Origin of the sequence: Streptomyces sp. NPDC006610 (assembly GCF_040611575.1) — a bacterium.
GTDB lineage: Bacteria > Actinomycetota > Actinomycetes > Streptomycetales > Streptomycetaceae > Streptomyces.
In genome coordinates this window covers 28,796-48,066 of sequence record NZ_JBEXOP010000028.1, presented here as the reverse complement: position 1 = coordinate 48,066, position 19,271 = coordinate 28,796, and the positions used below count along the sequence as shown (strand labels likewise).

At 74.8% G+C, this 19,271-nt stretch carries 18 protein-coding genes; 8 read left to right on the top strand and 10 right to left on the bottom strand.

What is annotated here, in order from left to right:
• Positions 1 to 48: 48 nt before the first annotated feature.
• Both ABZY13_RS22245 and ABZY13_RS22240 read right to left on the bottom strand, forming a co-directional pair.
• The gene (locus ABZY13_RS22245) at positions 49 to 2,262 is read right to left on the bottom strand and encodes a tetratricopeptide repeat protein (protein ID WP_356633361.1); all 2,214 of its coding nucleotides are present in this window, start codon (positions 2,260 to 2,262) and stop codon (positions 49 to 51) included.
• Between the two features lie 180 nt (positions 2,263 to 2,442).
• The gene (locus ABZY13_RS22240) at positions 2,443 to 2,817 is read right to left on the bottom strand and encodes a ferredoxin (protein WP_356633473.1); all 375 of its coding nucleotides are present in this window, start codon (positions 2,815 to 2,817) and stop codon (positions 2,443 to 2,445) included.
• A gap of 120 nt (positions 2,818 to 2,937) precedes the next feature.
• Between ABZY13_RS22240 and ABZY13_RS22235 the strand changes: the two genes are divergently transcribed.
• The 3 genes from ABZY13_RS22235 (at position 2,938) to ABZY13_RS22225 (ending at position 4,172) form a co-directional block, all read left to right on the top strand.
• On the top strand, positions 2,938 to 3,342 hold the full coding sequence (locus tag ABZY13_RS22235) for a ChaB family protein (RefSeq protein ID WP_356633359.1): 405 nt from the start codon (positions 2,938 to 2,940) through the stop codon (positions 3,340 to 3,342).
• A gap of 37 nt (positions 3,343 to 3,379) precedes the next feature.
• Entirely contained in the window at positions 3,380 to 3,745 is a 366-nt protein-coding gene (locus ABZY13_RS22230; RefSeq protein WP_356633357.1) for a DUF6479 family protein, read from the top strand.
• A gap of 79 nt (positions 3,746 to 3,824) precedes the next feature.
• Positions 3,825 to 4,172: a hypothetical protein gene (locus tag ABZY13_RS22225; protein WP_356633355.1), complete on the top strand. Its 348-nt coding sequence runs from the start codon at positions 3,825 to 3,827 to the stop codon at positions 4,170 to 4,172.
• Between the two features lie 33 nt (positions 4,173 to 4,205).
• Here ABZY13_RS22225 and ABZY13_RS22220 read toward each other — a convergent pair whose 3' ends face one another.
• The 6 genes from ABZY13_RS22220 to ABZY13_RS22195 form a co-directional block, all read right to left on the bottom strand.
• Positions 4,206 to 4,658, bottom strand: coding sequence for an RpiB/LacA/LacB family sugar-phosphate isomerase (locus tag ABZY13_RS22220; RefSeq protein WP_356633353.1), 453 nt, complete (start codon positions 4,656 to 4,658; stop codon positions 4,206 to 4,208).
• 188 nt (positions 4,659 to 4,846) lie between these two features.
• Positions 4,847 to 7,240 carry a glycosyl hydrolase family 65 protein gene (locus ABZY13_RS22215; RefSeq protein WP_356633351.1) on the bottom strand — a complete coding sequence of 798 codons (2,394 nt, stop codon included), beginning with the start codon at positions 7,238 to 7,240 and terminating at the stop codon, positions 4,847 to 4,849.
• 135 nt (positions 7,241 to 7,375) lie between these two features.
• The gene (locus ABZY13_RS22210; protein WP_356633349.1) at positions 7,376 to 7,783 is read right to left on the bottom strand and encodes a luciferase family protein; all 408 of its coding nucleotides are present in this window, start codon (positions 7,781 to 7,783) and stop codon (positions 7,376 to 7,378) included.
• A gap of 71 nt (positions 7,784 to 7,854) precedes the next feature.
• Positions 7,855 to 8,937: a LacI family DNA-binding transcriptional regulator gene (locus ABZY13_RS22205; RefSeq protein WP_356633347.1), complete on the bottom strand. Its 1,083-nt coding sequence runs from the start codon at positions 8,935 to 8,937 to the stop codon at positions 7,855 to 7,857.
• 91 nt (positions 8,938 to 9,028) lie between these two features.
• Positions 9,029 to 10,789 carry a beta-galactosidase gene (locus ABZY13_RS22200; RefSeq protein ID WP_356633345.1) on the bottom strand — a complete coding sequence of 587 codons (1,761 nt, stop codon included), beginning with the start codon at positions 10,787 to 10,789 and terminating at the stop codon, positions 9,029 to 9,031.
• Between the two features lie 201 nt (positions 10,790 to 10,990).
• Positions 10,991 to 11,830: an aldo/keto reductase gene (locus ABZY13_RS22195; RefSeq protein WP_356633343.1), complete on the bottom strand. Its 840-nt coding sequence runs from the start codon at positions 11,828 to 11,830 to the stop codon at positions 10,991 to 10,993.
• A gap of 210 nt (positions 11,831 to 12,040) precedes the next feature.
• On the opposite strand from ABZY13_RS22195, the gene ABZY13_RS22190 reads away from it, so the two are divergent.
• The 3 genes from ABZY13_RS22190 to ABZY13_RS22180 all read left to right on the top strand — a co-directional run bounded on the left by ABZY13_RS22190 (position 12,041) and on the right by ABZY13_RS22180 (position 14,498).
• Positions 12,041 to 13,066 carry a DJ-1/PfpI family protein gene (locus ABZY13_RS22190; protein ID WP_356633341.1) on the top strand — a complete coding sequence of 342 codons (1,026 nt, stop codon included), beginning with the start codon at positions 12,041 to 12,043 and terminating at the stop codon, positions 13,064 to 13,066.
• Positions 13,067 to 13,206: 140 nt separating this feature from the next.
• On the top strand, positions 13,207 to 13,809 hold the full coding sequence (locus ABZY13_RS22185; RefSeq protein ID WP_356633339.1) for a DJ-1/PfpI family protein: 603 nt from the start codon (positions 13,207 to 13,209) through the stop codon (positions 13,807 to 13,809).
• Between the two features lie 200 nt (positions 13,810 to 14,009).
• Positions 14,010 to 14,498, top strand: coding sequence for a DUF6069 family protein (locus ABZY13_RS22180; protein WP_356633337.1), 489 nt, complete (start codon positions 14,010 to 14,012; stop codon positions 14,496 to 14,498).
• Between the two features lie 84 nt (positions 14,499 to 14,582).
• Here the strand turns inward: ABZY13_RS22180 and ABZY13_RS22175 are convergent, their stop codons facing one another.
• Together ABZY13_RS22175 and ABZY13_RS22170 are read right to left on the bottom strand one after the other, a co-directional pair.
• Complete coding sequence (locus tag ABZY13_RS22175) at positions 14,583 to 15,257, bottom strand: hypothetical protein (protein WP_356633335.1); 675 nt, start codon at positions 15,255 to 15,257, stop codon at positions 14,583 to 14,585.
• A gap of 549 nt (positions 15,258 to 15,806) precedes the next feature.
• Positions 15,807 to 17,000 (bottom strand): phospholipase D-like domain-containing protein, encoded by a 1,194-nt coding sequence (locus ABZY13_RS22170; protein ID WP_356633333.1) that lies wholly within the window; start codon positions 16,998 to 17,000, stop codon positions 15,807 to 15,809.
• Between the two features lie 169 nt (positions 17,001 to 17,169).
• Between ABZY13_RS22170 and ABZY13_RS22165 the strand changes: the two genes are divergently transcribed.
• Both ABZY13_RS22165 and ABZY13_RS22160 read left to right on the top strand, forming a co-directional pair.
• A complete protein-coding gene (locus ABZY13_RS22165; RefSeq protein WP_356633331.1) occupies positions 17,170 to 17,979 on the top strand; it encodes an alpha/beta hydrolase in 810 nt (269 codons plus the stop codon).
• A complete protein-coding gene (locus ABZY13_RS22160) occupies positions 17,979 to 19,241 on the top strand; it encodes a SpoIIE family protein phosphatase (RefSeq protein ID WP_356633329.1) in 1,263 nt (420 codons plus the stop codon). The genes ABZY13_RS22165 and ABZY13_RS22160 overlap by 1 nt, the downstream gene beginning before the upstream one ends.
• The last annotated feature ends 30 nt before the right edge of the window (positions 19,242 to 19,271 follow it).

Genomic DNA, 19,271 nt, shown 5'->3' with positions numbered 1-19,271 from the left:
TAACACGCGGTGATCGCGGCCGGCCAGGGGAGCGGCGCGGCGCGCGGGTCAGACGCCGCCCGCGGCCCGGGGCCGGCGCAGGGCCGCGGCCTCCCGGCCCCGGCCGAGCTGCTGCAGGCAGTGGGCCTCGTCGTTGCGGGCGGCGAGGGTGTCGGGGTGGGTGGGGCCGAGGGCGCGGGCGCGGGCGTCGGCGACCGCCCGGTACTCGGCCAGGGCCTCCGCCCAGCGGCCGAGCCAGCCGAGGCCGACGGCGACCTCGCGCCTGCTGATCAGGGTGTCGGGGTGGTCGGGGCCGAGGACGCGGGCGCGGGCCGCGGCCACCTCGTGCGACTCGGCGACGGCTTCCGCCCAGCGGCCGAGGCGGCCGAGGTTGACGCCGAGGCCGTGCCGGGCGCGCAGGGTCTCCGGGTGGGCGGGGCCGTGGACGCGGGTGCGGGCGGCGATCAGCTCGCGGTAGACCCCGAGGGCCTGGTCGCTGCGGCCGAGGCGGCCCAGGCTGATGCCGGTCTCGTAGCGGGCGGCGAGGGTGTCGGGGTGGTCGGGGCCGAGGACGCGGGCGCGGGCCTCGGCGACCTGGCCGTAGGTCACGAGGGCCTCCTCCCAGCGGCCCAGCCGACCGAGCGCGTAGGCGACCTCGTACCGCGTGACCAGGGTGTCGGGATGCTCCGGGCCGAGGATCCGGGCGCGGGCGTCGGCCACTTCGCGGGCGATGCGGTGGGCGTCCTCGACCCGGCCGAGACGGGCGAGGTTGAGGGCGAAGTTGTGGCGGCAGCGCAGGGTGTCGGGATGGTCGGGGCCCATGCTCCGCTCCCGGGCGGCCAGCACCCTGACGTACACCTCGTGGGCGTCGAGGGGACGGCCGAGCTGGCCGAGCACGTACGCGGTCTCCTGACGGGCGGCGAGGGTGTCGGGGTGGTCCGGGCCGAGCAGCCGTTCCCGTGCGCGGGCGACGTGGTCGTATTCGTGCAGGGCCTCGGCGGCGCGGCCGGTGCGGCTGAGCAGGAAGGCGATCTCGTAGCGGCTGGCGAGGGTGTCGGGGTGGTCGGGTCCGAGCAGCCGCTCGCGTTCGGCGGCGACCGCGCGGTGCACCTCGCCGGCCTCGTCCCAGCGGCCGAGGCGGGCCAGGCTGAGGCCGGCGTTGTGGCGTCCGGCGAGGGTGGTGAGGGCGTCGGCGGACGGGGCGGACGGGACGGGAGTGGGAGACGCCAAGGGGGGCACGGTGGTGCGGCCGGCGCCGGGGCCGGTGGTCCATGCGCCGGTGAGGGCGGTGGCCGGGTCCGGCGTGAGGGGGCCGGGCGCTGCGCCCTCGGCCCTGCGTCCGGCGGTCATGCCGCGGGTCCAGGCCGGCAGCCGCGGATCGCGCGGGGTCCGCCCGGGCCGGCCGCCGCCCTGCGCCGTCGCGTCCACCGGGACGGTACGGCACCCGGCTATGCGGCGCGCCAGCTCGGTCGCGTCGGACGGGCGCTCGTCGGGCCGCTTGGCGAGCAGGTCGAGGACGATCCGCTCCAATTGCTCGGGCAGCTCGGGCCGGTGGTCGCGGGGCGGCGCGGGGGGCGTGTCGCGGTGGGCGACCAGGATGGACCAGGCGTCCGGGAGGTCGAACGGCGGCTGACCGGTGGCGAGTTCGTACAGGACGCAGCCGAGCGAGTAGAGGTCGCTGCGCTGGTCGACCTCGCCGCCGGCGATCTGTTCCGGGGACATGTAGTGCGGGGTGCCCATGGTCACGCCGGTGCTGGTGAGCCGGGAGCCGGCGCCGATGTCGTCGCCGAGGCGGGCGATGCCGAAGTCGCAGATCTTCACCGTGCCGTCGGTGAGGCGGACGATGTTGGCGGGCTTCAGGTCGCGGTGGACGATGCCCTGGGCGTGGGTGTGGGCGAGGGCGACGGCGACCTGCTCGGCGATGTCGAGGATGTCCGGGACGGACAGCGGGCGGCGCTCGGCGTCGTCCAGGACCTGGCCGAGATTGCGGCCGTCGAGCAGTTCCATGACCAGGAAGAGCACGCCGTCGGACTCGCCGAAGTCGTGCACGACGGTCACGCCGCGGTGCTGGAGCGCGGCGGCCACCCGGGCCTCGCGGCGGAACCGCTCCCGGAGCATGGCGGTGAACGACTCGTCGTGCTGCGGGCCGAACGGCTTGAGGCACTTGACGGCGACGTGCCGGCCGAGCGACTCGTCGCGCGCCCGCCAGACCTCGCCCATGCCGCCGCGCCCGATCGGATCCAGCAGCCGGTACCGGCCCTGGATCAGTCTGTTCTCCCCCATCGTGTGCCGTCGCCCCCGTCGTTCCTCGCCGCGCCCGCCCCTGGCGCCTCCAGTATGGCGACCCGTCGCCGCGCTGGGTACGCCGCGGGTGGGGCACCGCGCCGGGTGACCCGGCCGGCTCGCGCCGGGGCGTCCGCGCGCACGCCGCCGAAAGCCGTCCCGCGCCGGCCGGGGGCCGCGTCAGTCCAGGCCGGCGAGGAAGTCCGTGCACGCGCGGGCGCAGGCCCGGCACGCCTCGGCGGCGGCCTCGGCCCCCTCCTGGTGGTCGAAGACCTGCGCGGTCTCCAGGCAGACGGTACGGCACCACTCCAGCTGCACCCGCATGCCGGCCTCGTCGGTCGTGTTCTGCTCGGACAGCATGCGGCAGGTGGCGTCGCACACCTCCGCGCACATGATCCCCTTGCGTCGGACGAGTTCCTGCTCCTCGGTTCCGTTCGGTTCCACGAGACTCGCGCGCAGCGCAGCCGCACGTGCACACTCCGTGCAGCTCTGCGCACAGGCGAAGCGGTCCTCCAGGAACCGGAACAGCTCCTGCTGCGATGTCGTAGTCACCAGGTGCGAGTAGCCGGGCCGTCACCCGCCAAACCCGGCGGGACGGGGGCCGTTTCCCCGTTCCCCCGCGCGGGCACCCGTGCCTCCCGAGCACCACCCGACGCACCGAGGGAGGTGGATCACGTGCCCGGACGCGAGGAACTGCCCTCGACCCTGGAGCGGTCCTCCCGGGAGGCCCGGCGCACCTGGATCAAGGCGCACGACTCGGCGGTCGAGACCTACGGCGAGGGCGAGCGCGCCCACCGCGTGGCCTACGGAGCGCTCAAGCACACCCACGAGAAGGTCGGCGACCACTGGGAGCGCAAGGAGGGCGGCCGCAGGGGCCCCTCCGACCCGCAGTCGGCGCGGCCCCGCGGACAGGGCGGGCGCAGCGGCGAGGGCGTCGACGAGAGCGCCTCGAAGGAGCACTTGTACGACGTCGCCAAGCGGCTCGGCGTCGACGGCCGGTCGCGCATGTCCAGGGCGGAACTGCTGGACGCGATCCGCAAGGCCAACCGGTCCCGGACCCGCGCCGCCCGCGAGGGGTGACCCGGTTCGCCACCCCATTAGGGGGTATTCGTCCGATATGACTATCGCATCGACGCAGCTGGCCGAGGCGAGCGGCCTGATGAGCCTCGGGATGTTCGCCGTCCCCGTCGCGCTGCTGATCCTGCTGGCCGGCAGCTTCTGGCTGGGCTCCCGGCTCAAGCTGCGCGAGCCGCCGCGCCCGCGCCCCGAGGAGCAGCCGAAACTGCCGCCGGAGGGCCCGGTGCACGAGATCCGGGAGAGCCGGGAGCCCGACGAGGTGCCCCGGTCCCCCAAGGGCGGTCGCGCGCTCACGCCGTACGAGCTGACCAACATGCAGACCCGGCCGGGCGCGGCGAAGCCCCGGCCCCGCTGGAGCCGGGGCAGCAGCGGCTCGTTCGGCGGCGGCGGCCTCGGCGCGCACTGAGCCCGCGCACCCGGCCGGCCCGTGGGGACCGCAGATCAGCCGGAATCCCGCAGTCAGACGTCAAAGGGAGTGAAGTCCCATGGCCGACCCCGGCCGCAGCACACTGCCGCTGCCCGACTACGACCATCTGCCGATCGGCGGCCTGGAGTCCCGGGTGCGGTCGCTGACCGCCGAGGAGGTGGAGGAGCTGCTCGCCTACGAGCGCACGCACGCCGACCGCCTCCCGGTGACCGAGGTGCTCACCGCCCGCCTGGAGCAGCTGAAGTCGGGAGCCGAGCCGACGTCCGGCGACCCGGGGGCCCTGCGTCCGGAGCAGGCCCGGGGCCGCACCGGCTCGCACGTGTCGCCCGCGACGTCCCCCGAGCCGTTCGGCGCCCCGCCGCACGGCACCCCGGACCAGCGCGGCAAGTCCAAGGGCGATCGCTGACGACGCGGGGCCGACCCGCGCCGCCTACGCCGACTACGCCGACCTGGCGGAATCCATGCGCCGGATCCGGGCGACGTTCCACCGGTCGTCCGGGTCCGCACTGGGCCGCCCCGCGAACCACGCGTCGAGGATCTCCCTCAGCAGCGGCTCCGAGGTGAGCCGGAGGCTGAGGGCGAGCACGTTCGCGTCGTTCCAGCGCCGCGCGCCGTCCGCCGAGTAGGCGTCCGTGCACAGCGCCGCCCGCACCCCGGGCACCTTGTTGGCGGCGATCGAGGCGCCGGTGCCGGTCCAGCAGCACACGACCGCCTGGTCGGCCCTGCCCTCGGCGACGTCCCGGGCGGCGGCCGACGAGCAGGCCGCCCACTGGGGGTCGTCGCCCTCGCGCAGCGCACCGTGGGCGCGCACGTCGTGGCCCCGCTCGCGCAACTCGGCGACGAGCAGGCGGGCCACGGGTTCGTCCATGTCCGAGGAGACGGAGATCCGCATGGCCGCGAGCCTACGCCGCCCGCGGGCTCACGTGGCAGCCTGGTCGCTGTCCCGCGGCACGCCCCGGTTCCGGGCGCGGACGGCGTGGCCGGCCTTCACCAGGGTGCGCGTCATGGCGGCGCGCCCATGATGCCGGTGCCGAGGACGCCCACGGTGCGCAGGTCGGTCATGCGCCCCGCTCTCTCGTCTCACGCCCGCTCGCGCAGCGGGGCCGGGCGGTCCGGCAGGGCCAGCCGGATCGTCTCCCCCGGCTGGAGCCGGACGGCGCGGTCGGGGAGGCGCACGGCGATGGGGAACGCGTCCGACGACGGCATGGTGATCTCCATCTGGCCGTGCCGCAGCCGCAGCCGGATGCCCCAGTTGCCCTGGTAGCGCAGGGAGACGCCGTAGGTGGAGAGCTCGGGCAGCGGCACGGGGTCCAGCCACAGGGCGCCGTCGCGGGTCTCCAGACCCGTCAGCCCGCGCTGCACGAGGTCGAGGGTGCCGGCCATCGCGCCGAGGTGGATGCCCTCGCCGGTGGTGCCGCCCTGCACGTCGGCGATGTCGCCGCGCAGGGCCTCCTGGACGAACTGCCAGGCCTCGCTGCGGCGGGCGCGGGCCAGGATCCAGCCGTGCACGAGTCCGCTCAGGGTGGAGCCGTGGCTGGTGCGGTGCAGGTAGTGGTCGACGGTGCGCCGCCAGGTCTCCTCGTCCAGCCGCAGCCCGAGCCGCCGGAAGAGCGCTTCCAGTTCGGCCGGGGAGAAGAGGTAGCCCAGCATCAGGACGTCGGCCTGTTTGGAGGCCCGGTAGCGGTTGACGGTGTCGCCCTCCGCCTCCAGGATCCGGTCCAGCCGGCGGATGTCGCCGTACTGCCGCCGGTAGCCGTGCCAATCGAGTTCGGCGAGGTCGCCGTAGCCCTCGAACTGGCTGATGACGCCCTCGTGGAAGGGGACGTGGAGGGTGCGGGACACCTCCTCCCAGCGGTGGAGTTCGCCGTCGTCCAGGCCGGTGCGCTCGGCCAGCTCGCGGCGGCGCGGCTCGGGCAGGCCGTGCAGCAGTTCCAGGGTGCGGGTGAGCACCCAGGAGGCGGTGACGTTGGTGTACGCGTTGTCGTCGAGGCCGGGCTGTACGGCGTCGGGGTAGGCGTCGTGGTATTCGTCGGGGCCGACGACGCCCTTGATGCGGTGGCGGCCGAGGGACTCGTCGTAGGTGGCGGCGTCGGCCCAGAAGCGGGCGATCTGGAGCAGCATCTCGGCGCCCTTGGTGTGCCGGAACTCGGTGTCGCCGCTGGTCTCGCAGTACTGCCACACATTGTAGGCGATCGCCGAGCCGACGTGGTGCTGGAGGTGGGAGTGGTCGGGCAGCCAGCGGCCGGAGCGCGGGTTGAGGTGCAGCTGCTGGGTCTCCTCACGTCCGTCGCTGCCGCTCTGCCACGGGTACATCGCCCCCTTGCGCCCGGCGTTCACGGCGGCGGTGCAGGCCTGTTCGAGGCGGCGGTGGCGGTAGTGCAGCAGGGCGCGGGAGATCTCGGGGAAGTGCAGGTTGAGGAAGGGCAGCACGAACAGCTCGTCCCAGAAGACGTGGCCGCGGTAGGCCTCGCCGTGCAGTCCGCGGGCGGGCACCCCGACGTCGAGGTCGGCGGTGTGCGGGGAGAGCGTCTGCAGGACGTGGAAGAGGTGCAGCCGCAGGATGCGGCCCGCCTCGCCGGGCACGTCGACGTCGGTGCGCCGCCACAGCTGGGCCCAGGCCGTGCGGTGCGAGCGCAGCAGCGCGTCGAAGCCGGGAGCGCGCTCGACCCGGGCGACGGCGGCGTACAGCGGGTCGCTGATGGCGGGGTCGCGGGAGGTGTGCAGGGCGACCGTCTTGTCGACGGTGAGGGCATGGCCGGGGGTCAGTTTGAGCCGGGTGCGCTGGGTGGTGCGGGGCAGGGCGTGGCGGATGGCGACGGGGCCGTCGGCGGTGATGCGGGAGGCCATGCCGACGCGGATGTCGGAGGTGCGGGTGCGGCAGCGCAGCCACACCACGTCCCGTTCGGCGCCGGAGTGGGCGTGGGTGAGGTGGCGGCCGTCCAGGTCGCGGTAGCGGGGCACGCCGGCGTTGGTGACGCCGGCGTCGACGGCCGCTTCGACGTGCAGTTCGCCGGTGAAGCCGTCGGCGGTGAACTCGGTGCGCAGGGCGGCCAGATGGGGGTCGCCCATGTGCACCAGGCGCTGCTGGCGCACGGTCAGCGCGCGCCCGCCGCCGAGGTCGAACCGGGTCAGCCGTTCCAGGACGCCGGAGGACAGGTGGAGCACGGCGCGGTGTTCGAGGACGGGGGTGGTGTCGGGAGTGATCCACGGACGGCCGTGCAGCCGGAAGCGCAGCGGCAGCCAGTTGGGCAGGTTGACCATGTCCTCGTTCTCGACCTCGCGGCCGGACACGGTGGAGACCAGCCGGTTGTAGCAGCCGGCCACATAGGTCCCCGGGTAGTGGACGTCGTCCGCGACGCACTCCGGCAGGGCTCCCCGTGTGGCGAAATAGCCGTTGCCGAGGGTGCACAGCGACTCCCGCAGCCGTTCGTCCGCGGCCTCGTAGCCCTCGTACTCCCAGGTCCAGCCCGTCACCTCGGCGCTCCTCCCGCATGCGGCCGGCCGGGTCCGCCCAGGCGGTCCCGGCTCCGTGCCCCAGCAGTGTCCCTCCGTGGGCGGGCACGGCGGCGCGCCCACGCCGGACGGGGGCGGGATCGGTGGAGGGTCCGGTCAGATGCGGGGAGGGGCCAGGCCGGCCGGGTCGCGGCGCAGGACCGTGACGCGGTGGAAGTTGCAGGCGTCGAGGGCCGGGGGCACGCTCGGCGGCTTGGCCTGGTGGACCTGGAGGGCCATGCTCACCAGGCTCAGCAGCAGGTCGACGTCCGTGTCGCAGTCCAGGTGGACGGTGACCCACCGGGAGCCGGGCAGCAGCCGGACGGCGGTGGTGTCCCGCAGGTCGTGGGCGAACCGCCGGATGGCCCGGTCGGTCAGGTGGAGGTCCACGTCGTGGTCGGTGTGGAAGTGGGCTATCTCGCTGTACGGGGAGCGAACTGCCCGCCCTGTGCCGCAACTGGCCTGGCCCGCCGTGAGGTCGGGCCAGGCTTCCAGTCGCTCCAGGGCGCGCTGGGCCAGAGTCATGCGCCCATCGTCACCCGATCACCGCGCAGATACCAGAGGTTGAGCGATTCGTAACCCAGGCGAGAGGATCCTCACCCGGCGGAGGGGGCCGCTCCGGTGCTGCGGCGGACGACCAGGCGGACCGGAACGACGGATTCCGTGCGGGGGCCGCGGCCCGTGCCGCCGTCGGCGCGGTCGAGGAGGTCCAGCAGCAGGCGCAGCGCGCGCCGGCCGATCTCGCCGAAGTCGGTGCGCACGGTGGTCAGCGGCGGCAGCAGATGGGCGGCCTCGGGGATGTCGTCGTAGCCGGCCACGGAGACGTCCTCGGGGACGCGGCGGCCGGCCTCGTGCAGGGCGCGCAGCAGGCCGAGGGCCATCTGGTCGTTGGAGGCGAACACCGCGGTGACGCCCGGGTCGCGGGCCAGCCGGCGGCCGAGCGCGTAGCCGGAGTCGGCGCTCCAGTCGCCGGCGAGGGGTTCGGGGACGGTGGCGCCGGCCGCGGCGAGGGTGGCGCGCCAGCCGGCGGCGCGGACGTCGGCGGCGGTCCAGCCCGCGGGGCCGGCGATGTGGTGGACGGTGGCGTGACCGAGGCCGAGCAGGTGCTCGGTGGCGGCGCGGGCGCCGTCGCGGGAGTCGGCGGTGACCATGGGGATGCCGCCGCCGAGGTCGTTGTCCAGCATCACCATGGGGGTCTCCAGGCGGGCCTCGGCCAGGGCTGCGGCGACGTGGCGCTGCGGGGCGATCGCGATGACGCCGTCCGCGCCCTCGGCCGACAGCCGGTCCACCGCGCGGGCCACGGTGTCCCGGTCTGCGGTGGCCAGGGCGATGGAGCTGACCAGGTAACCGGCGTCCTGCGCCGCGGTGTTGATGGCGGTGAGGACCGAGGCGGGTCCGTAGCGGGCGGCGTCGAAGGAGATCACGCCGAGCAGCCGGGTGCGCCCGCTGGCCAGGGAGCGGGCGCTGCGGCTGGGCCGGTAACCGAGGGCGCGCATCGTGTCGAGGACGGCCTGCCGGGTCTCGGGGCGCACGGACGGGTGGTCGTTGAGGACACGGGAGACGGTCTGCTTGGAGACCCCGGCCCGGCGGGCCACGTCGGCCATGACCGGCCGTGCGCCCGCGAAACTGCGGCGGCTGCGCCCTTTGGGGGCCGTGCCGTCGTCGGTGCTCGGTGTCATGCGGGCGGCGCTTCCTCGTGTCCTCGTGCCGGCGGCCCTGCCCCGTCCGGCGGATCCACAGGATAGGCCGGGCGGGGCGGACCGGGCCGGGTCAGGGCTTGACCCACCCGAGGTCGGGGGTGTCGGTGAGGTGCGCGTGGCGGCCGGTTGCGCCGTGCAGTTCGAGCAGGACGAGGTCGTTGGCGCCTGGGCGCAGCACGGGGCCGGGGACGTAGAGGGTGCGCTGGGGGCCTCGGTTCCAGTAGCGGCCGAGGTGGAAGCCGTTAATCCAGGCCTGCCCCTTGGTCCAGCCCGGCAGGGCGAGGAAGGCGTCGGCCGGTGCGGCGACCTCGAAGACGCCGCGGTGGAAGGCGGGACCGGCGGCCTCGACGACGTCGCGGGCCGCGAGGGGCGGCGCCGGGTCGTCCAGGGCGACGGGGTGGCAGTCCCAGCCGCGCAGGGCGGCGCCCTGGAAGGCGACCCGGCCGAGGAGCCCCTTGGGCGAGCCGATGCGGGGGCCGTAGTTCACGCCGCCCATGTGCTCGACGAGGACGTCCAGGATCGCGCCGGTGCGGGGCGAGCGGACGTGCAGGGCCTCCTCGTGTCGTTCGTGTTCGAGGACGCCGGCCGGGGCGCCGTCCACGAAGACCTGTGCGCGGTCGCCGACGCCGCCCTCGAAGTGCAGCAGACCGTCGCCGGAGGCGGGCAGGGTGGTGCGGTAGAGCACGTATCCCGAGCGCTGTCCGAGGTCGTCGAAGGTGAGCGGGTGCTCGCTGCGCACGGCGCCGGGGAGCCCGGCCGCGTACGGCAGGAAGGGGGCGCGGCGGTCGAGTTCGACGGTGGTGGGCGGGAGTTTGGGCGCGGGGGCGGGGACGGGTTCGTCGGGGACGGGCGCGTGGCGGGCGATGACCTCGCGGAAGGCGTGGTACTTGGAGCCGGGGTCGCCGCTCTCGGCGAGCGGGGCGTCGTAGTCGTAGGAGGTGACGACGGGGGCGTAGGCGTGGTCGTGGTTGGCGCCGTTGGTGAAGCCGAAGTTGGTGCCGCCGTGGAACATGTAGATGTTGACGGAGGCGCCGGCCGTGAGCAGCCGGTCGAGGTCGGCGGCGGCGTCGGCCGCGTCCCGCACGTGGTGCGGCTCGCCCCAGTGGTCGAACCAGCCGATCCAGAACTCCGTGCACATCAGAGGGCCTTCGGGCAGGTGGGCGCGCAGGGTGGCGAGGCTCGACTCGATGCGGCTGCCGAAGGTCCCGGTGACGAGGGTGTCGGGGAGGCTGCCCGCGGTCAGGTGGGCCGGGTCGGCCTGGTCGCAGGTGAACAGCAGTTCCTCGACGCCGCGGGAACGCAGGCCCGTGCGCAGGTGTTCGAGGTAGGCGGCGTCCTTGCCGTAGGCGCCGTACTCGTTCTCCACCTGGACGGCGATCACCGGGCCGCCGGCCGCCGCCATGTGGGGCAGGAGCGGCGGGATCAGCGCGTCGAGGTAGCGGTCGATCGCGTCGGTGAAGCGGGGGTCGCTGCTGCGCAGCCGGATGTCCGGGTCCGAGGTGAGCCAGGAGGGCAGGCCGCCGCCGTCCCACTCGGCGCAGATGAAGGGGCCGGGGCGCAGCAGGACGTGCAGGCCCTCCGCCTTGGCCAGGGACAGGTAGCGCGGCAGGTCGAGGATGCCGTCGAGGACGAGGGGGCCGTCGGGGTCGGGCTGGTGGGCGTTCCAGGGGACGTAGGTCTCCACGGTGTTGAGCCCCATCAGCCGGGCCTTGCGGAGGCGGTCGGCCCACTGGTCCGGGTGGACGCGGAAGTAGTGCATCGCGCCGGAGATGATCCTCAGCGGCTCGCCGTGCAGCAGGAAGCCGTCGGAGGTGGTGGTCAGGGCGGGCATGGAGGTCCCTTCGGGCGGTGGGCCGGGCCATCGCGAGTGTTACCGGTAACATTACTCGCGTCAAGATCCCCCGCACGGTGGTGTGCGGGGGTTGCCGGTGTCAGGCCGGCGCGGGGGAAGGCGGAGTGCGAAGGCTGCGGGTGCGTCAGGCCGGCGGGGCGAGCGGATCCCCCACGCGGTGGCGTGCGAGGGCTCCCGGTGTCACGCCGGTGGGGCCAGCGCGTCCAGCCGGGCGCGGTGGGCGTCCGTCAGCCGCAGCTCGGCGGCGGCGACGTTCTCCTCCAGGTGTCCGATGCTCGCGGTGCCGGGGATGGGCAGGACCACCGGCGAGCGGGCCAGCAGCCAGGCGAGGGCGACCTGCGTCGGCGTGGCCTCCAGCTCCCGGGCGACGGCGGCGACCTCCTCGCGCGCGCCGGCGCCGCCGTGCGCGACGGGACGCCAGGGCAGGAACGCGATCCCGGCCGCCGTACACGCCTCCAGGACGGGCTCGTGGGCGCGGTCGAGCAGGTTGTAGGCGTTCTGCACGCTGACCACGTCGATCGTCTTCCGAGCCTGTTCCAGATCGGCGACCGTCACCTCCGACAGCCCGATCCGGCCGATCTTGCCCGCTTCCTGCAGCTCGCGGAGGGTGCCGAGCTGTTCCGCCATCGGGGTCTCGGGGTCGATGCGGTGCAGCTGGAGCAGTTCGAGGCGTTCGACGCGCAGCCGCCGCAGGGCGTCGTCCACCTGCTGCCGGAGGATCTCCGGCCGGCCGTCGAGCCGCCACTCCCCGCCGGGGCCGGTGCGGGCCACGCCGACCTTCGTGGTGATCAGCAGGTCGTCCGGGTAGGGGTGCAGGGCCTCGGCGAGGAGTTCCTCGTTCGCGCCGGCGCCGTAGAGGTGGGCGGTGTCGATCAGGGTGACCCCCAGCTCGACCGCCCGCCGCGCCACGGCCATGGAGGCCGCCCGGTCGGGGCCCGGCTCGGTCGGCAGGCGCATCGCACCGAAGCCGATGCGCCCTACGGGCAGGTCTCCCCCGATGCGGAATGTGCGCGCTGTCATGCGTTGCTCTCTCCCTCGTCCAACAGCGCACGCTACCAAGCCGGTTGGGCGATCACCGGTGGCCTGGGCGGCCGGTCGTCGTGGGCGGCCGGTCACGGGTGGCGGGCGCGGCTGTCGTGGGCGTCGCGGCGGTGACCGCCGGTGGCCATGGCGCGATCCGTGGGGTGCGTGTCGTTGACGCCAACGGCGCGCGGAGCCGACGGTGGAGAGGTGACCCAGCGACGCATCGTCTTCGTGATCTTCGACGGTTTCCAGCAGCTCGACCTGGCCGGACCGCACGAGGTGTTCCACCACGCCGCACATCACACGGGCGCGTACACGTGCGAGGTCGTGGCCGCCCGCTCCGGTCCGGTCGCCACCAGCAGCGGGCTGTCCGTGCACGCAGGACACGGCGTGGACGGGGCCGATCCGCACGGGATCGACACCCTGGTGGTGGCCGGCGGACAGGGCGTCGACGAGGCCCGGCACGACGAGGAGCTGGTGCGCTGGATCGCGGCGGCGGGCGGCGATGCCCGGCGGGTCGCCTCGGTGTGCAGCGGAGTGTTCCTGCTGGCCGCGGCGGGGCTCGTCGACGGTCACCGGGTCACCACGCACTGGGGCCGGGAGGAACAGCTCACCCGTGAACACCCGGGCCTGCGCGTCGACTGCGACCCGGTGTTCATCCGGGACGGCCGGGTGTGGACGTCGGCCGGGGTGACCGCCGGCATGGACCTGGCCCTCGCCCTGGTCGAGGACGACCTCGGCCGCGAGGCCGCGCACGCGGCGGCGCGCGAGCTGGTGCTGTTCCTGCGCAGGCCGGGCGGCCAGTCGCAGTTCAGCGTGGCGCTGTGGTCGCGGCAGCCGGCGACGGATCCGGTGCGCGCGGCCGTGACGGCGATCCACTCCTCGCCGGGCGCCCGGCACGGCATCGCGGACCTCGCCGCGCACGCCGGGCTCAGCCCGCGTCACCTCCAGCGCCGCTTCACCGCGGAACTGGGCGTCCCTCCGGCGGCGTACGTCGAACAGGTGCGCGTGGAGGCGGCCCGGCGGGCGCTGGTGGAGGGCGACGAGCCGGTCGAGTCCATCGCCCGGCGTCATGGCTTCGGCACGGCGGAGACCCTGCGCCGCACCTTCCAGCGCAGGCTCGGCGTCGCGCCCTCCGACTACCGGGCGCGTTTCCGCTCCGCCGGCGGACCGGCCGTCCGGGACCTCGCCCGGCCTCTCGGCGACCGACCCGCCCGCCCCATCGGCACGTGAAGGCCCATCGGCACGTAACCCGGTCGACTCCATCGGCACATGACGCTCCGTCGGCATGAACCCCATCAGCACATGCCCGCCCATCGGCACATGAGCCCCATGACCACGCGAACCCATCGGCACTTGAGTGAGGAATGCGCATGACGACCTATGGCCTGCTCGTCTTCGACGCGGTCGAGGAACTGGACTTCGCCGGCCCCTGGGAGGTCTTCACGGCCTCCGCCCTGCTGCGCGGCGGCGCGGACAGGGCGGTCCTCGTCGCGGAGCGGCCCGGCCCGGTCCGCTGCGCGAAGGGGCTACGCGTGCTGCCCGACCACACGCTGGACGACCATCCCGCGCTGGACGTGCTGACGGTGCCCGGCGGCCGGGGCGCCCGGTTGGTCGAGCCGCGCAATCCCGTGGTCACCGGGTGGATCGCCGAGACCGCCGGGCAGGCCGCGTGGGTGCACGGCGTGTGCACCGGCGCGTTCCTGCTGCACGCCGCCGGTCCGGCCCGGGGCCGGCAGGTGGCCACGCACCGGGACCACGAGGACGAACTGGCGGCGAAGGGCGACGTCACCGTCGTCCGGGACGCCCGCTACGTGGCCGACGGGAACCTGCTCACCAGCCAGGGGGTGTCCGCGGGGATCGACAGCGCGCTGTGGCTGGTCGGCCGGCTGCACGGCCGCGATCACGCGCGGGCCGTACGGCGTGAGATCCAGTACGACCCGGCCCCGCCGTATCTCGCGGACGAGCCGGTCTGACACCGGCGGCGGGTGTGCTGCCCCGAACGGAGGAGGGGGCGGGTGCGCTGCCCCGAACGGAGGAGGGGGCGGGGGCGCGGCCCCGGCAAGGGGTACGGATGGCGCACGCCCCTCGAGGACGAGGGGGTGAGCAGGGCGCGCACCCCCTGGAGGGCGACAGGGTGAGCAGGGCGCGCACACCCGTCACCAGGAGGCCGATCGTGCAGTCCCCGAACCAGTCCTCCGACCGCCGGAATGGGTCCCCCGGGACCGGGAGCGCGCCGGACTCCCCCGGTCGGCGCCTGGACGCGGCCCGGCTGTGGGCCGGCGGGGTGATGACCGCCGGCCTGGTGGGGCTGACCGCCATGGCGGCCGTGCTGCTGGTGCGCGGCGTGATGGGGATCGCCGTGTTCTCCGCGCCGTCGGGCGGCGGCTCCACCGGCTGGCTCGCCGGGGGCGCGGCCGTCGTCGCGCTGACCGCCACGGGGCTGCTGCATCTGCTGCTGCGCAGCGCCTCACGGCCCGGACGGCTGTTCTCCCGGATCGTCGCCGTCAGTACGGCGGCGCTGGTGGTGTGGCCGTTCACCACCTCGGCGAGCACGGAGACCAAGGTCGGCACCTGCGTGGTGTTCCTCGCGATCGGCGCCGCCCTCGGCTCCCTGCTGTCGGCGGTCGGGCGGGGTGCGTCGGCGCGGCGCGGGGGCGGCTGAGGACGCGCCTCGCGCTCGCACGTTCGCCTGTCCTGCCCCGTGCGCCCCGCCCTGCGCGCGGACCCCGCCGCGCCGCGCGACCCGTCAGGTACCCGCGGGCCGGGCCCGTACGACCAGCAGGTCCCCGTGCAGTTCCTCCGCCGGCACCTCCAGCCCGGCCCATGCGGCCGCGGCGGCGAGCAGGTTGAACGGTCGGTGCGGCGCGCAGCTCACGTCGGTCCTGAGGTCCGGCAGCGCGGGCAGGCGCTCGGCCAGGGCCCGGGCGGCGGCCTCCGCGTCGGCGGCGTGGGGTCCGGCGGCCGTCGGGACGGGTTTGCCCGCGCCGGAGACCAGCGCCTCGGCGAGCAGCAGCCGCGGGCCGTGCGCGGCCGACCAGCGGTGCGGGACGGTGGTCGCCGCGGTGCCGGGCGCGATCGCGGCCAGCCTCGCGAGCAGCCACGCGGCCTGGGCGACGCCGGTGGCCAGGACTCCGGCGCCGGCGCCCGCCGACCAGGGCCGGTTGCCCTCCCCCGCCCTCGCCCGGCCCAGGTCGCGCCAGCCGTCCGCCCGGTCGGCGGCCGGCACCGGCACGCACCCGGGGGCCTCCAGCACCAGCGCCGCCCGGCCCCCACGGGCCAGCGCGCCGGCGAGCGCCTCCGCGGCCGTCCCGGGGTCGGACCCCTGGGCGACCAGCGACAGTCGCGGCGCGTCGACCGCGGCCCAGGCGAAGCGTCCCAGCGCCACCGATCCCACGTCGACCCCGACCACCCGCACGTCCATCGGCCAAGTCCACCACACCGTACGGCCCGATCGGCTCAGACCGCAAAGAACCGTGTGCGGTGCGGGGAGACCCGCAACCGCCGGATCGGGTCGGCGAGGTTCTCGGCCGTCGCCGGGATCGTGCCGCGCAGCCGGTGCGGGAACACCCCGGCGACCGCGGAGGCGGCGAAGCCGGCTCCGCAAACCCGTCGGTTCGCATGCGCGACGGCCGCACTCGCTCAGGTCCCGGTGGAGCACCTCACCCAGCGGCCCGCTGCCGGGAAACAGCAGGCAGTGGCGGAGCGGCGCGTTGCGCGCGGCGCCGGCGAGGAAGGGGGCGAGGGCCGGCGGCGGGGCGTCGGGGGCGCTCCGTGCCGCGCGGGCAGGGCCCACCGTCCCGTACGACGTCGGCGCGGGCGTCGGCAGCCGGCGCCCGGAGGTGGCAGTGGTGCGGGCAGAGCGTGGCCGGCCGGCGCCGACGCGGCGGATGAGCGGGGCGACGCCCACCGCGCTCCGCCGAGGGGACGCGTCGAGCACTCCGTCGAGGCCCCCGCCCCCGCCGGACCGCGCTCACAGGAACCGGCGGATCGGCACGACGGCCGCCTCCCGCGCCCGGTGCAGTGCGGAGCGGCGCTTCCAGCGCGCCTCCCGGATCACCTCGGCGTCCCGCAGGTCGTCGTCGTAGTGACCGTCGAGCGTGGCCGTGAACTCCCTGTCCAGCACGGCGAGCATGATCTCCTCGTCGTGGTCGAGGGAGCGGCGGTTGAAGTTGGTCGAGCCCACCAGCGCGGCGATGCCGTCGACGGTGACGATCTTGGCGTGCATCATCGTCGGCCGGTACTCGTATATCTTCACGCCGCAGGCGATCAGGGCGCCGTAGTGGTGCCGGCCCGCCAGCCGGCAGACCCGCTTGTCGGTGTGCCGGCCGGGCAGCAGGATCTCCACCTCCACGCCCCGCCGGGCGGTGGCGCACAGCAGCTCCACGAAATAGGCGTCCGGCGCGAAGTAGGCGGTGGCCAGCCGGAAGCGGTCCTCGGCCGACTCCAGCATCACCCGCATCAGCGTCTGGAGATCCTGCCAGCCGAAGCTGGCCGATCCGCGCACCACCTGCACCACCGCGTCGCCCTGCGGCCGGTGCGGCACGAACCGGTCGTGGTCGTCGAAGAGTTCGTCGTGGCACTCTGCCCAGTTCTGCGCGAAGGCGGCGGCGACGCCGTCCACGGCGGGCCCGCGGACCTCCACGTGGGTGTCGCGCCACTCGCGCTCGTCGCGGGCGTCGCCGCACCACTCCTCCGCGATGCCCACGCCGCCGGTGAAGGCCGTCTGCTCGTCCACGACGAGGACCTTGCGGTGGCAGCGGTGGTTCTGCTTGAGCGGGGAGATGACCAGCGGCCGGCGGAACCAGGCCACCTGCACGCCGGACCGCTCCATCTCCGCCAGCAGGTGCTTCTCGATCAGCCGGCTGCCGAAGCCGTCCAGCAGCAGCCGCACCCGCACGCCCGCCCGGGCCCGGTCGGCCAGCGCCTCGGCGAACTCGCGGGCGATGTCGCCCTTCCAGTACACGAACGTCATCATGTCCACGGTGTGCCGGGCGGACCGGATGGCCGCCAGCATCGCCGGGAAGATCTCGTCCCCGTTGCGCAGCGGGGTCAGCGCGTTGCCCTCGGTCGCCGCGATGCCGATGAGCCGCTCCAGTCGGCGGCGTATGCGAGCGGTGCGCTGCCGGACGTCCACCGGCGCGGGCCGGTCCTGCGTGCTGGTCATGAGGTCACTCGCCGGAGCCCACAGGGGACAGGAAGCCGCGCTGCCCGGTCCGGCGCGGGACGCGGCCAGCAGACTGTACTCCCCGGCGCCGAACTCCCCGTGCCGCCCGTCCGGCGGTACGGCGTCGGCGGCGCGACCGGAAATGGGACGGTCTGCGAGAATATGCCTCATGACCGTGCTGAGCAGGAATCACGTGACCGTTTCCGGTCGGCCCCAGGGGCCGGTGGTGATGCTGGCGCACGGCTTCGGCTGCGACCAGAACATGTGGCGGCTGGTCGTGCCGTACCTGGAGCGCGACTTCACCGTGGTGCTGTTCGACCACGTGGGGGCGGGACGCTCCGATCTGTCGGCGTGGAGCCCGGAGCGCCACTCCACCCTCGACGGGTACACCGAGGACGTGCTGGAGATCTGCCGTGAGCTGGCGCTCGGCCCGGTGACGTTCGTGGGGCACTCGGTGAGCGCGACGATGGGCGTGCTGGCGGCGGCGCGGGAGCCGGGGGCGTTCTCCGGCCTGGTGCTGCTGGCCCCGTCGCCGTGCTTCATCGACGATCCGGCGGCCGGGTACCGGGGCGGCTTCAGCGCCGAGGACATCGACGAACTCCTGGAGTCGCTGGAGGCGAACTACCTGGGCTGGGCGGGCGCCATGGCGCCGGTGATCATGGGCAATCCCGAGCGGCCGGAGCTGGGCGAGGAGCTGACCAACAGCTTCTGCCGCACCGATCCGGAGATCGCCCGCGTCTTCGCCCGGGTGACATTCCTCTCGGACAACCGCGACGACCTGGCCCGGGTCGCCGTGCCGACCCTGGTCGCCCAGTGTTCGCGGGACGCGATAGCGCCCCCGGAGGTCGGGGCCTTCGTGCAGTCCCGGATTCCCGGAAGCCGGCTGGTCACCCTGGACGCGACCGGGCACTGCCCCCAGCTGGCCGCCCCACAGGAGACGGCCGCCGCGATCACCGGCTTCGTCACCGCGCTGCCCTGATGCGCGGCAGCGACGACGACGCGAGCGGCGGGCCCGCCCGGGACCCGGGCGATGACCGTACGGCGTTCTCCGCGCTGCTGGAGGACAGCGCCGAGGATCTGTACGAGAACGCGCCGTGCGGCTATCTGTCCACGCTGATGGACGGCACGATCGTGAAGGTCAACAGGACGCTGCTGGACTGGCTCGGCCGCGCACGCGGGGAGCTGGTGGGGCGACGGAGCTTCTCGGATCTGCTGACCGTGGGCGGCCGGCTCTACCACGAGACCCACTTCGGCCCGCTGCTGCGCATGCAGGGCGAGGTCAGCGGCATCGCCCTGGAACTCAGGACGGCCGACGGGACCCGCCTGCCGGTGCTGGTCACCTCCACGGTCAAGACCGGCCCCGACGGCGAGCCGCTGCTGGTCCGCACCACCGTCTTCGACGCCCGGGACCGCCGCGCCTACGAGACCGAACTGCTGCGGGCGCGCCGGCGGGCGGAACGCGAACGCGAGGAGCTCCGGCGGCTCAACGCCACCCTGCAGCGGACCCTGCTGCCCCCGGCGCTGGACAGCGTCCCCGGCCTGGACGTGGCCGCGTACTACCACACGGCCTCCACCGACAAGGTCGGCGGCGACTTCTACGACCTGTTCCCGCTCGCCGCCGGGAAGTGGGGGCTGTTCCTCGGCGACGTGTGCGGCAAGGGCGCCGCCGCCGCGGCCATCACCTCCCTGGCCCGCTACACCCTGCGCGCCGCCGCCGTGTACGACCCCGACCCGGCCGCGGTGCTGAGCAATCTCAACACCGTCCTGAACCACGAGTACAACGGGGACGACCCGCGGTTCTGCACCGTCGTCTTCGGACTGCTCACCCCCGACGCGGAGGGGGAAGGCTTCCGGATCACCCTGGCCGGCGGCGGACACCCCCCGGCCCTGCTCCTGGGCGAGGACGGCAGCGCCGGCTTCCTCCACACCCCCGGCGGACAGCTCATCGGCGTCCTGCCCGACGCCCAGATCGCCACCACCACCGTCCGCCTCGGGGCCGGCGACACGCTGCTGCTCTACACCGACGGCCTCACCGAGGCCCGTACGGCCTCCGGCGGCGACGACGGCCGCTACGGGGACGACGCACTCCTCGACTTCGCCCGCGCCCTCGCGCCCGGCACCGCGTCCGGCGCCGTGGCCGCGGTCCGGGCCCTGCTCGACTCCTTCGGCACCGGGCTCGACGACGACGCGGCGGTCCTCGCCGTGGGAGTGCCGGGGACCGGCGGCGCCGGACCCCGGTGAGCCAGTATTCGCTGTCGCGAACGTTTTGCC